The 15,399-nt window shown below is 68.7% G+C and carries 10 protein-coding genes and 2 pseudogenes; 5 read left to right on the top strand and 7 right to left on the bottom strand.

The features are described from left to right. Positions 1 to 22: 22 nt before the first annotated feature. The 3 genes and pseudogenes from ACLJO0_RS40505 to ACLJO0_RS40495 form a co-directional block, all read left to right on the top strand. A complete protein-coding gene (locus ACLJO0_RS40505; protein WP_410585173.1) occupies positions 23 to 1,480 on the top strand; it encodes a flavin-containing monooxygenase in 1,458 nt (485 codons plus the stop codon). After that, positions 1,477 to 1,614, top strand: a pseudogene (locus tag ACLJO0_RS40500) (NAD(P)-binding protein); the annotation flags it as partial. The gene ACLJO0_RS40505 and the pseudogene ACLJO0_RS40500, both read left to right, overlap by 4 nt. A 40-nt stretch (positions 1,615 to 1,654) precedes the next feature. After that, positions 1,655 to 1,858 (top strand): annotated as a pseudogene (locus tag ACLJO0_RS40495) (cholesterol oxidase); the annotation flags it as partial. A 136-nt stretch (positions 1,859 to 1,994) separates the two neighbouring features. Here the strand turns inward: ACLJO0_RS40495 and ACLJO0_RS40490 are convergent. Then, complete coding sequence (locus tag ACLJO0_RS40490; protein WP_410585171.1) at positions 1,995 to 3,491, bottom strand: chitinase; 1,497 nt, start codon at positions 3,489 to 3,491, stop codon at positions 1,995 to 1,997. A gap of 161 nt (positions 3,492 to 3,652) precedes the next feature. Here ACLJO0_RS40490 and ACLJO0_RS40485 point away from each other — a divergent pair, with 161 nt between their 5' ends. Then, positions 3,653 to 6,037 (top strand): Tex family protein, encoded by a 2,385-nt coding sequence (locus ACLJO0_RS40485; RefSeq protein WP_410585169.1) that lies wholly within the window; start codon positions 3,653 to 3,655, stop codon positions 6,035 to 6,037. 282 nt (positions 6,038 to 6,319) lie between these two features. Here the strand turns inward: ACLJO0_RS40485 and ACLJO0_RS40480 are convergent, their stop codons facing one another. Both ACLJO0_RS40480 and ACLJO0_RS40475 read right to left on the bottom strand, forming a co-directional pair. Continuing rightward, on the bottom strand, positions 6,320 to 8,050 hold the full coding sequence (locus tag ACLJO0_RS40480; protein WP_410585167.1) for an acyl-CoA dehydrogenase: 1,731 nt from the start codon (positions 8,048 to 8,050) through the stop codon (positions 6,320 to 6,322). A gap of 25 nt (positions 8,051 to 8,075) precedes the next feature. Further along, positions 8,076 to 9,413 carry a serine hydrolase domain-containing protein gene (locus ACLJO0_RS40475; RefSeq protein ID WP_410585165.1) on the bottom strand — a complete coding sequence of 446 codons (1,338 nt, stop codon included), beginning with the start codon at positions 9,411 to 9,413 and terminating at the stop codon, positions 8,076 to 8,078. A 275-nt stretch (positions 9,414 to 9,688) separates the two neighbouring features. Here ACLJO0_RS40475 and ACLJO0_RS40470 point away from each other — a divergent pair, with 275 nt between their 5' ends. After that, a complete protein-coding gene (locus ACLJO0_RS40470; protein ID WP_410585163.1) occupies positions 9,689 to 11,326 on the top strand; it encodes a DEAD/DEAH box helicase in 1,638 nt (545 codons plus the stop codon). Positions 11,327 to 11,573: 247 nt separating this feature from the next. Here ACLJO0_RS40470 and ACLJO0_RS40465 read toward each other — a convergent pair whose 3' ends face one another. From ACLJO0_RS40465 to ACLJO0_RS40450, 4 genes are all read right to left on the bottom strand, one after another. Then, positions 11,574 to 12,506: an acyl-ACP desaturase gene (locus ACLJO0_RS40465; RefSeq protein ID WP_410585161.1), complete on the bottom strand. Its 933-nt coding sequence runs from the start codon at positions 12,504 to 12,506 to the stop codon at positions 11,574 to 11,576. Positions 12,507 to 12,595: 89 nt separating this feature from the next. Then, entirely contained in the window at positions 12,596 to 13,489 is an 894-nt protein-coding gene (locus ACLJO0_RS40460; protein ID WP_410585159.1) for an ABC transporter permease, read from the bottom strand. Then, positions 13,476 to 14,258, bottom strand: a complete 783-nt coding sequence (locus tag ACLJO0_RS40455) for an ABC transporter ATP-binding protein (RefSeq protein WP_125785692.1) — start codon at positions 14,256 to 14,258, stop codon at positions 13,476 to 13,478. Before ACLJO0_RS40455 ends, ACLJO0_RS40460 begins: the two co-directional genes overlap by 14 nt. A gap of 16 nt (positions 14,259 to 14,274) precedes the next feature. Continuing rightward, positions 14,275 to 15,333: an ABC transporter substrate-binding protein gene (locus ACLJO0_RS40450; protein ID WP_410585156.1), complete on the bottom strand. Its 1,059-nt coding sequence runs from the start codon at positions 15,331 to 15,333 to the stop codon at positions 14,275 to 14,277. Positions 15,334 to 15,399 lie beyond the last annotated feature (66 nt).

Raw genomic sequence — 15,399 nt, 5'->3', positions numbered from 1 at the left:
CGGGTGCGTAACTTCGGTCGGCATGGGCAAGACGAGCGTGCTGATCGTAGGGACGGGCTTCGGCGGGGTCGGGACGGCGATCGAGCTCAAACGCGCCGGCTTCGACGACTTCACCATTCTGGAGAGCGCCGGTGAACCGGGCGGCGTCTGGCGGGAGAACACGTATCCCGGCGCCGGCTGCGACATCCCGTCGCCGCTGTACTCGTTCTCCTACGAGCCCAATCCCGACTGGCCGAAGCGGTTCTCGCTGCAACCGGACATCCACTCGTACCTCAAACGCGTGGTGCGCCGCTACGGGCTCGAACCGCACATCCGCTTCGACACGCGCGTCACCGCCGCGGCCTTCGACGAGGAGCGCGGGCTTTGGCGGGTGGAGACCGCAAGCGGCGAGACGTTCGAGGCCACCGTGTTCGTCCCCGCCGTCGGCCAGCTCTCGCGGCCGGTCCAGCCGGACATCCCCGGCCAGGAAACCTTTGAGGGCGCCAGTTTCCACTCCGCGCGCTGGGACCACGACGTCGATCTGCGCGGCAAGAAGGTCGCGGTGATCGGCACCGGCGCGAGCGCGATCCAGTTCGTGCCCGAACTCCAGCGCCAGGCGGGTGAACTGACGGTCTTCCAGCGCACGGCGCCCTACATCATGGCCAAACGGGACACCCGTTACCGGCGCTGGCAGCACCGGTTGTTCCGGCATCTGCCCGCCACTCAGCTGCTCGGAAGGCTGCGGATCTTCCTCCTCGCCGAGTACGCGACCTACGCGATGACCAAACATCCTTTGCTGGCCAAGGTCTTCGAACTGCGGACCGCCCAGCTGCGCCGCCGTCACATCAAAGACCGGGCGCTGCGCGAGAAACTCACCCCGGACTATCCGCTGGGCTGCAAGCGGATCCTGTTCACCAACGAGTACCTGCCCGCGCTGGCGCAGCACAACGTCGCCGTGGAGACGCGGCGCATCAGCGCGATCACGCCGTCCGGGGTGCTCACCGAGGACGGTGTCGAACACGAGGCCGACGTCATCGTCTACGGGACCGGTTTCGCGGCGACCGACTTCCTCGGCGAGCTCAAGGTGGAGGGTCTCGGCGGACGGGCGCTGTCCGACGCGTGGAAGGGCGGCGCGCGGGCGTACCTCGGCATGACCGTGCCGGGTTTCCCGAACCTGTTCTGCGTCTACGGGCCCAACACGAACCTCGGCGCGGGCTCCATCATCTACATGATCGAACGGCAGGCCCGCTACATCCGCCAAGCCGTGGAACACCTCGCGAAACCGGAAGTGTCCTATATGGACGTCGTCCCGGAGGTCGAGCAGCGGTACGACGAGGAGATCCAGCGACGGCTCGGGCACAGTGTCTGGACGACCTGCGCCAGCTGGTACCGCCAGGAGAACGGCCGCGTGAGCACGAACTGGCCGGGTCTGGTCACCGAGTACGACCGGCGGACGAAGAAGCTCGACCTCGGCGACTACCGGACGGCGGGAGCCCGATGAACTACGACGTGCTGGTGATCGGCTCCGGCTTCGGCGGCAGCGTGACCGCGTTGCGGCTCACCGAGAAGGGCTATCGCGTCGGCGTGCTTGAGATCGGCCGCCGGTTCGCCGACGACGAGTTCGCGAAGACGTCGTAGCAACTGCGGAAGTACCTGTGGGCCCCGAAACTGGGCTGGCTCGGCGATCTCGGCGAACCTCGGGGTGAACCCGTCGCTGACCATCACCGCGCAGGCGGAACGCGCGATGTCGTTGTGGCCCAACAAAGACGAGGCCGACCCGCGGCCGCCGCTCGGCTCACCCTACCGGCGCCTGAACCCCGTCGCCCCACTCAAGCCCGTCGTGCCGCCCCACGCCCCCGCCGCCCTGCGCCCGCTCTGACCCCCGCAATTCGTCATCTACTTGCGATCTTTGCGTGGCGCAAATATCGCAAGTAGATGACGAATTGCGGGGTGTGGAAAGGGCGGGGCACCGTCGCCCGCGCGACGACGGTGCCCCGCCCCGGTCTAGCGGATCATCACGGGAGGCCCGCCAGGCCCGCGCTCACCGTGTTCGACCACGCGTAGCCCTGCGAGGCGTCCCAGTTGATCGACCAGGTCATCGCGCCCCGGATCGTCGGGTACGTCGTCGCCGGCTTGAACGAACCGCAGTTCGTGCCCTTCGCCAGGCAGTTCAGCGCGTTGACCGTGTTGCCGGGCGCCTGGTAGCCGCCACCGGCCGCCGAGCCCGACGCGGGCAGGCCGAGCCCGACCTGGTCGGCCCGCAGACCGCTCTGCAGCTGGATGCAGGCCAGCGCGGTGAGGAAGTCGACCGTGCCCTGCGAGTAGACCTTCTGATCGCAGCCGAGCATCGTGCCGCTGTTGTAGTACTGCATGTTGACGATCGTCAGGATGTCCTTGACGTTCAGCGCCAGCTTGAAGTACTCCGCCGCCGGGTTCTGCATGTCGATCGTCTGCGGCGCCATGGTGATGACGGTGCCGCCCGCGGCGTGGATGCTGCGCAGCGCCTGCGCCATGTAGGTCGCGTTGACGCCGTTCTCCAGGTCGATGTCGACGCCGTCGAAGCCGTAGGTCGCGATGAGCGACTTCATGCTGTTGGAGAAGTTCGTGGCCGCGGCCGCGGAGTCGACGCGGATCGTGCCCTTCTCGCCGCCGACGGACAGGATGACCTTCTGCCCGCGTGCCTGCGCCGTCTTGATGTCGGCCTTGAACTGCGCGTCGGTGTAGCCGCCGAGCTGGCTCGACAGCCCCGAGTCGAGGGTGAAGGTGACCGCGCCCGGCGTGGCCGTCGCGTCGGCGAAGGACACCGCGATGATGTTGTACTTCGTCGGGACGTCGGCGAGCTTGAGCGCCTTCGCGCCGTTGTAGAAGTTCTGCCAGTAGCCGGTGATCACGTGCTTCGGCAGGTTCCCGGTCGGCGGGGTGCTCGTCGTGGTCGTCGGCGAACTGGTGGCGGTGGTCGTCGTCGTCGGGCTCGTGGACGTCGTCGGCGTGGTCGGGGTCGTGGTCGGCGAGCCGCCGGGACCGTCGAGGTTCACGTCGTCGGCGAAGTACGCGGGCTGGCCGTACCAGCCGTGCAGGTAGATCTCGACGCTCGTGGTGGACGCGCCGGTGGTGAAGCTCAGCGAGAGCTGAGACCAGCTGGCCCCGCCCGGGGTCCAGGTGTTCTTGTCACCCGTACCGGTGCCTGTGACGCCGAGGTAGGTGTAGCTGCCCTGCACCCACGCCGAAAGCGTGTACGCGGTGTTGGCCTTCACGGCCACGCTCTGCGAACAGCGGGCGTTGTCCTGACCCGCCGGAGTGGCGCTGAGCGCGCGGGTGCCCGAGTGGACCGGCGTGGTGACCACCGCGTTCGCACCGGTGCAGGTCCAGCCGCTGGTGGTCCCGAGTTCGAAGCCCGGGTTGGTCAGGATGTTGGCGGCCGAGGCACTGCCCGAGACCGCGAAAGTCACCCCCAGGCACACGGCCAGTGACGACAGCAGGGCGAGGAACGCGTGTTTGGGCTTCACTTTCACGGCTGGCCTCCACGAACGGGTGATGTCGGCCACATCAAAATGGACTAGACCAATACAACTGTCAAGGGTTCGGTTAGAGGAGGCCATACGAAAGTCGGCTCGGCACGAGCGGCAGAATGCAGGGTCCGAGAGCACCCGAGGGCGGATTCAGGAGCGTGGGAGTGAGCGTGCAGGGCCTGCAGACAGTCGAGCAGAAGATCGCCGAAGAACTCGGTGTGCGCGAAGGGCAGGTCAAGGCGGCCGTCGACCTGCTGGACGGCGGATCGACCGTGCCGTTCATCGCCCGGTACCGCAAAGAGGTCACCGGGATGCTGGACGACACCCAGCTCCGCACCCTCGAAGAACGCCTCCGCTACCTGCGGGAACTCAACGAGCGCCGGGTCGCGGTGCTGGAGTCGATCCGCAGCCAGGGCAAGCTGGACGAGGCGCTCGAAGCGTCGATCATGGCGGCGGACACCAAGTCCCGCCTCGAGGACATCTACCTGCCGTACAAGCCCAAGCGGCGGACGAAGGCGATGATCGCCCGCGAGGCCGGTCTGGAGCCGCTCGCCGACGGGCTGCTGAGCGACCCGAACACCGACCCGCAGGCAGCGGCTGCGGTGTTCGTCGACGCCGACAAGGGAGTCGCGGACGCGCAGGCCGCGCTCGACGGCGCCCGCGCGATCCTCGTGGAACGCTTCGCCGAGGACGCCGACCTGATCGGCGAGCTGCGCGAGAAGATGTGGTCGCAGGGCCGCCTCGCGTCGAAGGTCCGCGACGGCAAGGCCGAAGAGGGCGCGAAGTTCTCCGACTACTTCGAGTTCTCCGAGCCCTACAGCAAGCTCCCCTCGCACCGGATCCTCGCGATGTTCCGCGGCGAGAAGGAAGAGATCCTCGACCTCACGATGGAGTCCGAGGAGCCGTCGGAAGAACCGCGCACCGGCCCGACCGACTACGAGACCCGCATCGCGCACAAGTTCGGCATCTCCAACGAAGGCCGCCCCGGCGACAAGTGGCTCGGCGACACCGTCCGCTGGGCGTGGCGCACGAAAATCCTGCTGCACCTGGGCATCGACCTGCGGATGCGGCTGCGTCAGTCGGCCGAGGACGACGCCGTCCGCGTGTTCGCCGCGAACCTGCGCGACCTGCTGCTCGCCGCCCCGGCGGGCACCCGCGCCACGATGGGCCTCGACCCGGGTTTCCGTACCGGCGTCAAGGTCGCCGTCGTGGACGACACCGGCAAGGTCGTCGGCACCCACGTGATCTACCCGCACCAGCCCGCGAACAAATGGGACCAGTCCATCGCCGAACTCGCCGCGCTCTGCGCCCGGCACAAGGTGGACCTGATCTCGATCGGCAACGGCACCGCGTCCCGCGAGACCGACAAACTCGCCGGCGAGCTGATCAAGAAGCACCCGGAGCTGAAGCTGACCAAGGCCGTCGTCTCCGAGGCGGGCGCGTCGGTCTACTCGGCGTCGGCGTTCGCGTCGCAGGAACTGCCGGGCATGGACGTCTCGCTGCGCGGCGCGGTCTCCATCGCGCGGCGGCTGCAGGACCCGCTGGCGGAACTGGTGAAGATCGACCCGAAGTCGATCGGCGTCGGGCAGTACCAGCACGACCTGTCGGAGATCTCGCTGTCGCGGTCACTCGACGCGGTGGTCGAAGACTGCGTGAACGCCGTCGGCGTGGACGTCAACACCGCGTCGGCGCCGCTGCTCACCCGCGTCTCGGGCATCACGACGACGCTGGCGGAGAACATCGTCGCGCACCGCGACGAGAACGGTCCGTTCAAGACGCGGACCGGGCTCAAGGAGGTCGCGCGGCTCGGCCCCAAGGCCTTCGAGCAGTGCGCGGGCTTCCTCCGGATCCCGGACGGCGACGACCCGCTCGACTCGTCCTCGGTGCACCCCGAGGCCTATCCGGTAGTGCGGCGGATCCTGAGCTCGACCGGCACGGACATCCGCGCGCTGATCGGCAACTCGCGGACACTGCAGGCGCTGAAGCCCACGGAGTTCGTCGACGACACCTTCGGCCTCCCGACGGTGACCGACATCCTCGCCGAACTCGAAAAGCCGGGCCGCGACCCGCGTCCGGCGTTCAAGACCGCGACCTTCGCCGACGGCGTCGAGAAGATCGGCGACCTCAAGCCGGGAATGCGGCTGGAAGGTGTCGTGACGAACGTGGCCGCGTTCGGCGCGTTCATCGATGTCGGCGTGCACCAGGACGGGCTCGCGCACGTCTCGGCGCTGTCGAAGAACTTCGTCAAGGACCCGCGTGAGGTCGTCAAGCCCGGTGACATCGTCAAGGTGAAGGTGCTGGAAGTCGACGTGCCGCGCAAGCGGATCTCGCTGACCCTGCGGCTGGACGACGAGCCCGGCAAGCCTGCTCGCGAGCAGGGCGGCGGCGGTGGCGGCGGTCGTGACCGCGGCCAGGGCGGTCAGCGTCAGGGCGGCGGGCAGCGTCAAGGCGGCCAGGGCGGACGCGGCGGCGGTAACCGGGGCGGGAACTCCGGTGGCGGCGGTGGCGCCATGGCGGACGCGCTCCGGAAGGCCGGCTTCGGCAAGTAAGAGTTGGGCACGTTATCGAGGGGTAACGCAAAGGTGTCGGGTCGCGGGGATTCGCCCGCGGCTGTGGGGCGACGGTGTCGCGAAAGCCACTTTCGGGACATCAGGCGTCGCGAAAGTGGCTTTCGCGACGCATCTCGACCATGGGTCTCAGCGACGGCACCGGCGTAGCGAAGGCCCCTTTGCCCTACCCCTCAATAGAAGCTGCTGAAGGGCGCTTTCCCCGCATGCGATGCGAGGAAAGCGCCCTTCACCGCGTCAGATGCGGGGAAAGTCCCTTTCAGCTCACGGGTCCATGGCATAGGCGCCCGAGAGGTCCCGCACCAGTGACCAGACGTGATCGAAGCGCGCCGCGTCGACGACCGGCTTCCGGATCGACGCCAGCGCGAGCGCCTGCTGCGCCTCGGTCGAGGACGACTTCCCGTGCAGATCGATCGCGGTGACGCTGAAGTCCTGCACCAGGATGGCGAAGATCTGGTCGACGACCTCGGTCTCGATGCCGGTGATCTCCGCCTGCTCCAGCACCAGCTGCCCGTAGACGACCAGCGTGAACAGCTCGGTCAGCGCGAGGCCGAAGTCGATGTCCTGCTGCTGTGCCTCGTCCGGCGCGGCTTCGGTGAACAGCTTCACCAGCGCCTCGGCCTGCTCGGTGAACCGCGCGACGTTCGGGATCGCGGAGGCCTTGGCGTAGGCCTCACGCCAGTCGTGGAACCGCACCTTCGACAGGCCGCGCGCGGGGCCCTGGCGGAACAGGAACTCGTCGTCGGCCGCGTCGGACCGGGTCGGCACCGGCTCGTAGGCCTGCGGCGCGAACAGGTACGCGGGCACGAACTTCGCGATCAGCGCGAGGTTCACCGCCACCGTGCCTTCCAGCTTCGGCAGGCCGTCGATGTCGTTCTTGGACATCGCGAGATAGGTGTCGGCCTCGAAACCCTTGGCCGCCACCACATCCGCGACCAGGCCGATGACCTTCTGCGCCTCCGTGGTCACCTTCATCTTGGTGATCGGGTTGAACAGCAGGTACCGGCGGTCGTCCGCGTTCGCGCTGCGGAAGTAGTCCACGGCACGGTCGGAGAACAGCTTCATCGCGACGAGCCGCGCGTACGCCTCGACGAATTCCCGGCGCACGTGCGGGAAATCGGTGACCTTCTTGCCGTAGAGCACCCGGTTGTGCGCGTGCGTGATCGCCTCGTACAGCGAGTGCGTCGACATCCCGATGCCGCCGAAGCACAGGTTGAACTTGCCGATGTTGACCGTGTTCAGCGCCGCGGAGAACGCGTCGGCGCCGACGTGCAGAATGTCCTCTTCGGACACCGGGTAGTCGTTGAGCTCGAACTCGGCGACGTACATCTGCGACGGGACGACGTTCTTCACCACGCGGTAGTTCGGGTGCTCCGAGTCCGCGTAGAAGAACACGTACTGGTCCGGTCCCTCGACGCCGTCGATGCGACCGAACACCGACACGGTGCGCGCACAGTTGCCGTTGCCGATGTAGTACTTCGACCCGTTCGCGCGGTAGCCGCCGTCACCGTCCGGGGTGAGCACGAGGTCCGACGAGTAGATGTCGGCGCCGTGCTCCTTTTCGGACAGTCCGAACGCGGCGACGCCGCCGGCCGCGAGCGAGTCCGCCGCGCGTTTGCGGGCGGCCTCGTTCGCGCTCTGCCACACCGGGCCGAGGCCGAGGATGGTGACCTGCCACGGGTACCAATAATTCAAGCCGTAGAAGCCGAGGATTTCCGACAGGGCCGCGACCCGCGCGGTGTCCCAGCGCTTGTCGGGGTTCCCCTCGGCGTTGGCGCCAGGAGTGAGGAACGTCGAAAAGAGCCCTTCCTTGCCCGCGAACTCGATGAAGTCCGCGTAGAAGGTCCGGTCGTGGTAGTCCTCGACGAGTTTGCGTTTGCCGCGCTGTTCGAACCACTCGATGGTGGCACGCAGCAGGCGACGCGTCTCCGGGTCGAACTGCCGTGGGTCGTACCCACCCGGGTTCAGCAACAACGCGGTCGCCTTTTCGCTCATGGTCACTCCTGGTCAGCCGAAGTTACTACCCGGTAACCGTAGCGCGCCGCTTCGCCGTCCGGCCACCGAACTCGATCGAAGTCACCTCCCCGTGGTCATTCCGCAGGAAACGCGCGGTGGGCTTGCGGGTGTCGGCGGCCGGGGCGATCGCGTCGCCGCCCACGAAGACGGCCGCGAACGGCGGCGGCGAAGGGAAGTCCTCGATCTCGGCGACCAGCTGAGCCCACAGCGCGCCGTCGCGGTCGCTGACCACGAACGCCAGGTCACCGGTCTGATAGCGGCCGAGGTACTCGGCGATATCCGGCTGGGGCACCGGCGGCGGGCTCGCGAGCGGAGGCAACCCGACCAGCTTCTCCAGGCACCAGTCGACGATCTTCGCGCCCAGCGCGGAGCCGCCCGCGCTGTTGGTCAGCACCGTGACGGCGAAGTCCTCCTCCGGAATGGTCACGAACTCCGACAACTGCAGATTGCTCACGTTGCCGCCGTGCCGGACCAGCCGGGCAGCGCCGTGAGTCGTGTGCAGCCAGCTCAGCCCGACCTCTTCGAACCGCAGCGCGGCCTTGCGCTGCGGCGCGCGCATGAGGTCGCGGGTGGCTTCGCTGATCGGCGGCTTGCCCTCGGCCTCGCCGGTCAGGAAGAACCGGGCCCATTTCAGCTGGTCGCCCGCCGTCGACCACAGTCCGCCGCTCGCGCTGTCCGCACGGGTGAGGCCCACGGTGTGCTCGACCGCCGGTCCGCCGTCGCGCAGCACGTGCCCGACGGCGTGACGGCGCGTGAGCACCTCCCACGGCAGGTAATACGACTCGGTCATGCCCAGCGGTTCGAGCAGCCGGACGCGGACCACGTCCTCGAAGGGTTCGCCCGCCACCACTTCGACGACCCGGCCTGCCAGCTGGAACCCGGCGTTGCAGTAGGAGAACACGTGGCCGGGCGCGAAGTTCTGCGGCAGGTCGCCGAACTTCGCGATCGCGAGGGCCAGCGCGTCGTCACCCCATCCGGTGGTGAAGTCCACGTCGCCGAGGAACCCGGCGGAATGCGTGAGCAGATGGCGCAGCGTCACCGTCTTCCGCGCCACCGGATCCGCCAAGGGGAGATCGGGAAGGTACTCGACGACCGGCCGGTCCAGGTCCAGCACACCATCTTCGACCAGGGCAAGCACGGCTGCCGCGGCGAAGGTCTTGCTGGTGGAGCCGATCATGAACAGGGTGCCGGGATCGACCGGAAGCCCGGTGTCCACACTGGACACTCCGGTGGCGAACACCGACTCCTCGCCGCGATGCGTCACCCCCACCACGGCTCCCGGGACCCCCGCCCCGCGCGCCTCCTGTTCGAGCACGCTTCGCAGATCCTGAACGTTCGACACCCGTGTCCCCTTTCGTCCGGTCAGGCCAGCGTTTCACCGCGACGCGGCGTCCGGCTCGTCCGAACCGACGAACATCGGCGGACCGGTGCGGGCGATATCACGTAGCCCCGGAGATCACGACCCAGTACACTGGACAACGCGGTCCGCTCAGTTCTGCCTCGGGCCGCGTTTCGTTGTCGAAGACCACGCGCCGCGGCCCCCCGAGGTCTGCGCCGGGCAGGACAACCCTTTCTATCCTTACGGAGATACCAGGGCGCACCTGTGCCCACACGCTTATGAGCACACCTACCTTCACCGAACTCGGCCTGCCCAAGACCCTCGTGGACTCGCTCGCCGAACAGGGCGTCACCAGCCCGTTCCCCATCCAGGCCGCCACGCTGCCGCATTCGCTGGCGGGCCGCGACGTCCTCGGCCGCGGCCGCACCGGCTCCGGCAAGACCTACGGCTTCGTGCTGCCCGTCCTGGCCCGGCTCGCCGCCGGCCCGACCCGGCGCCGCCCCGGCCGTCCGCGCGCGCTGATCCTGGCGCCGACCCGCGAGCTCGCCACCCAGATCGAGGCGTCGTTCGTGCCGCTGGCCAAGCCGCTCGGCCTCAAGGTCACCACCATCTTCGGCGGTGTCAGCCCCAACCCGCAGATCACCCGGCTGCGTGACGGCGTCGACATCGTCGTCGCCTGCCCCGGCAGGCTCGCCGACCACATGCGTTCGGGCGAGGTGAAGCTCGACAACATCGAGGTCACCGTCCTGGACGAGGCCGACCACATGGCCGACCTCGGCTTCCTTCCCGACGTCCGGCGCATCATGGCCGAGACCCCGGAGCGCGGGCAGCGGCTGCTGTTCTCCGCGACCCTCGACGCGGGCGTCGACGTGCTGGTCAAGCGCTTCATGCACAACCCGGTCACGCACAGCGTCGACTCGGCCCAGTCGCCGGTCTCGACGATGAAGCACCACGTGCTGCACCTGGAGGAGACCCACCGGCTGGCGGTGCTGATCGACCTCACCGCCGCGCCCGGCCGCACGCTGGTGTTCACCCGCACGAAGCACCGCGCCAAGCAGCTGACGCGCAAGCTCATGGCCTCCGGCGTGCCGGCGGTCGAACTGCACGGCAACCTCGGGCAGACCGCGCGGACGCGCAACCTGGAGGCGTTCTCCTCCGGCGCGGCGAAGACGCTGGTCGCGACCGACATCGCCGCCCGCGGCATCCACGTCGACGACGTCACGCTGGTCATCCACGCCGACCCGCCCGTCGAGCACAAGGCGTACCTGCACCGGTCCGGCCGGACCGCGCGGGCCGGGGCGTCCGGCACCGTCGTCACGCTGATGACCGACGCGCAGGTCGGGGACGTCCGCGACCTCACCCGCAAGGCAGGCATCAAGCCGACCACGACGCAGCTCGGCCCCGGCCACCCGCTGCTGTCGGAGCTGGCGCCCGGCGAGCGTTCGTTCACCGCGTCGCCGCGGCAGCCGATCGTGGACATGCGACCGAAGCGCGTCAGCGCCAGCGGCGAAGCCATCCCGGGCAAGGGTGACGACGAAGACCGTCCGGCAGGCGGCCGTGGCCGCGGCAGCCGGGCCGGTCGCGGCCGAGGCCCCTCCGTCGGTGGCAGGGGTGCTTCCGGTGGCGGCTCGCGTCGCGGCGGTTCCTCGGAGGGCCGCACGCGTCAGCCTCGCGCCGAGGGCGACCGCCGTGGCGGCGCTCCCGCCGGCCAGGGCGGCCGTCGCGCGGCCGAGGCCACCGGACGTCGCGAAGGCGCACCCAAGGGCGGCGGCCAGGGCCGTCGCGGTGCCGCCGACTCCCAGCCGCGCCGGGCTTCCGGTGCGGGCAAGGCCCAGTCCGGTGGCGCTCCGGCCCGCCGGGGCGGTGCCGCCGCGTTCTCCTCGGGCACCCGCGCCGGCTCGCGCCGCTCGCGCTAGCTCACCCTGACGGCCGCCACGCAAGATCCGGCGGCCGTCACGCGAGTTACGCCTCCCGTCACGTGAGTTACGCCTTCCAGCACGTGAGTTACGGCTCTAGTCACACGAGTTACGCTTTCCATCACGCAAGTTCCGGCTTCCGTCCCGGCATCGGCGAGTCCGGGTCGGCGTGACTGGAGGCGTAACTCGCGTGATTGGAGGCGTAACTCGCGTGTCCAGGAGCGGAACTCGCGTGATCGGGGGCGTATCACGCGTTTCGGGCGGCGGCGCGGGCGGCAGCGGCCGCGCGACGCTCTTCGAAGCGGGACGCCTGGGTGTCGAGGGCCTTGAGGAACTGGTCGAGTTCGTCCCGCGCCTTCTCCCCCACCTCGCCGAGCCCTTCGAGCTCGAAGATCTTCCACTGCCGCAGCAACGGCCAGATCACCTCGTCGTGGTGGATCCGCAGGTCGTAGATACCCGCCTTCGCGATCAGCGCGGCCTTCCGCACGAAGCTCGGGATCACCGCGCCCGGCATCTGGAACTGGACGACCTCGTCGGTGATGGCGCGCATCATCGCGTCGGGTGAAAGCTCCAACGACGCCTGCACCAGGTTCCGGTAAAAGACCATGTGCAGGTTCTCGTCCATCGCGACTCGCGAGAGCAGCTTCTCGCACATCGGATCCTGCGTGTACTTCCCCGTGTTGCGATGCGAAAGCCGTGTCGCCAGCTCCTGGAACGACACGTACGCGAAGACGTTCAGCAGCGCCTTGTCGCCGCTGTCGTACCCGGCCTGCATGGTCTGCATCCGCGCCCGCTCCAGCTCGACCGGGTCCACCGCGCGCGTCACCAGCAGGTAGTCGCGGATGCAGATGCCGTGGCGGCCCTCCTCGGCCGTCCAGCGATGCACCCACGTGCCCCACGCGCCGTCGCGGCCGAACGCCCGCTCGATCTCGCGGTGGTAGCTCGGCAGGTTGTCCTCGGTCAGGAGGTTGACCTCCAGCGAGGTCCGCGCGATGGGCGACACCCGCGACTGCTCGGGATCCCACGGCTCGCCGCCCAGTTCGGCGAAGTTCTTGCCCTCGCTCCACGGCACGTACTCGTGCGGCATCCATTCCTTGGCGACCGAGAGATGCCGGTTGAGGTTTTCCTCGACCGTTCCCTCCAGCTCGAGCATCAGCCGGGTGCTTTCGGGGACCGTCATGCGTTTCGTCCTTCCAGGGTACGGAAAACGCCTACCTACGACACCGTAACTTACGGTGTCGTAGGTTTGCCACCTCCGGAAGGTGAACGCTAAAGCGAGGCCGTCAGCCCCCGTGCACGCAGGACCGAACGCTCCAGCGGACGGAACAGCGCCAGCTCGATGCCGACGCCGACCAGCAGGATCAGGAAGATCGCCGAGATCACGCCTTCCATGCTGTTGAACGACGAGCCTTCGTTGAGGTACGCGCCGAGTCCCTTGCCCAGTGCCGGCGACAGCGCGATCAGCTCGGCGGCCATCAGCGAACGCCACGAGAACGCCCAGCCCTGTTTGAGCCCGGCCAGGAAACCGGGCAACGCGGCGGGAAGCAGGATGTGCCGGGCCGACGACAGCCGGTTCGCCCCCATCACCTGGCCGACGCGCGGCAGGATCGGCGGGATCTGGTCGATACCGGCGACGAGGCCGTTCGCGATCGAAGGCACCGAACCCAGCAGGACCACGAAGTAGATCGAGGCGTCGTTCAGCCCGAACCACAGGATCGCCGCCGGGACCCACGCCACCGACGGCAGGCTTTGCAGCCCCGTCAGGAACGGTCCGACGGCCGCGCGGACGAGACGGACCTTCGCCACCAGCAGGCCGAGCGGGGTCCCGATGACCACGCCGATCAAGAAGCCCAGCGCCGCGCGGTGCACCGACGTCCAGACGAATTCAAAGATCTCCCCGTCGATGGTGATGCCGACGAGTTCGTCCCAGACCGCGAGCGGCGCGGGCAGTATCGACTCCGGCCAGAACGCGGCCGCCCACAGTGCCTGCCACAGCGCGACCAGCAATGCCAGGAAGACCAACGGCGGCACGAAGCCGCGCAGGAACCGTTTCCCCCGGTTTTCCCGGCGCTCCCCGATCGGGGTGTCGAGTGTGTCGAGCCCCGCGCCGACGGCCTCGTCCGCCGCTGATGCCTCTACGTCAGGGCGGTCAAGCCGCGGCATGGGTACTGATCACCTCCCGGAGGTGACCGGTGATCTCCAAGGTCAGCTCTTCGGCGTCGGAGGCCTGGACGTCGCGCCATTCCCGCACGACCCGGCCCGGCCGCGACGAGAGCAGCACGACCCGCTGGCCGAGCCGGACGGCTTCGCGGACATCGTGGGTCACGAACAGCACCGACGTGCCGGTGCTGCGGTAGACGCGCAGCAGTTCACCCTGCAGGACGTCGCGGGTGATGGCGTCGAGCGCGGCGAACGGCTCGTCCATCAGCAGCAGCGACTGCTCGGGGTCACCGCCGACGCGCAGGGTCGCGGCCAGTGCCCTGGCGAGCGCGACACGTTGCCGCATCCCACCGGACAACTCGTGCGGCCGCTTGTCGCCCGCGCCGCCGAGGCGGACGAGTTCGAGCAGTTCGGCCGCCTTTTCGCGACGCTCGGACCGGCTGAAACCGGCGAGGCGCAGCGGCAGTTCCACGTTGCGGGCCGCGGTCAGCCACGGCATCAGCGCGGCCTCCTGGAACATGACCGCCGGCCGGGAGGTCTCGAGGGTGATCGTGCCCGACGTCGGCCGGTCGAGGCCGGCGACCAGGTTCAGCAGCGTGCTCTTGCCGCAGCCGGAGGCGCCGAGGAGACAGACGAACTCGCCGGGGGCGACCGTCAGGTCCATCCCGTCGAGGGCCACGACGGCGCGGCCGGTCGGCCCGAACGCCTTCCGGACCCCGTCGAGCCGCACGGCGACACCGGTGGACAGGCCGGGCTCCAAGGTGGTCGTCATCGCTGATCCCCTCCGGTCACTTCGTCAGCCCTGGCGCGTTCACGCCGGGCTTGCCCTGCTCCGCGAGCACGGCGTTGAGCGGGCCGAAATCGGCGAACCCCTTGAGGTCCACCGCGGACTTCACCACGCCCGCGGTCACCGAGTCCTGCGCGAGCTGGGTGAAGGTCGACGCCACCGGGTCGATGCCGAGTTCGATGCCGGAGAACGCGCGGTCGAGGACGGCCTCGTTCAGTGTGCTGCCCGCGAGCGCCTTGAGTTCTCCGTTGACCACCTTCTTCGCCTCGGCGGGGTTGGTCTTCGCCCACTCGATGGCGGCGAGTTCACCCTTGAGGATGGCGGTGACGGTCTCCGGATGCTGCTGCAGGAATTCGCTGCGGACGATCACGACCGTGGTCGGGAACTTGCCTTCCGGCCACAGGGTCTTCTCGTCCAGGAGCACCTTCGCGCCCGCGTCCAGTACGAGCCGGGAGGACCATGGCTCCGGCAGCCAGCCGCCGTCGAGTTCGCCCTTCTTGAAGGCGTCGAACGTCTTCGGGTTGTCGAGGTTGGTGACCTTGACTCCCGCCAGCTTCTTCTCGGCGACGAACTTCTTGAGCGCGACGTCCTGGGTGTTCGCCAGCGACGGCGTCGCGATGTTCTTGCCGGCGAGTTGCTCCGGCGTGGTGATCTCCGGCTTCACCACCAGCTGTGCGCCGCCGGTGACCGCGCCGGAGACCAGCTGGATGGCGCCCTTGGACTTGGTGAAGGCGTTGATGGCCGGGCCGGAGCCGATGAACGCGATGTCGAGCGAGTCGCCGAGCAGCGCGTTGACCTCTTCGGGGCCGGCGTTGAACGTCTGGGTGGTGAGCTTCGTCGAACCGAGTTCCTTGGCGAAGAAGCCGTTCTTGGCCCCGATCAGCGCCGGCGCGTGCGTCACGTTCGGGAAGTAGCCGACGCGCACCTCGCCCGCGGCGCCCTGGCTCTTCTGCTCCACCTCGGTGCCCCGATCGGCGCGCGAACACCCTGTGATCCCGCCGGCCAAGGTCAAGGCGGCGAAGGCCGCGGCCAGTAAGCGGGCTCTGTGGTGGGTGCGCACGGAAGGTCGCCTTTCGGAGGATACGACTCTGCTCGGGTGGTGGCGCGAGAGTCGCATGTTCACCCA

Source organism: Amycolatopsis sp. lyj-108 (assembly GCF_046549005.1).
GTDB lineage: Bacteria > Actinomycetota > Actinomycetes > Mycobacteriales > Pseudonocardiaceae > Amycolatopsis.
The sequence above is the reverse complement of the archived record's forward strand: the minus strand, read 5'-3'. Positions and strand labels throughout refer to the sequence as shown.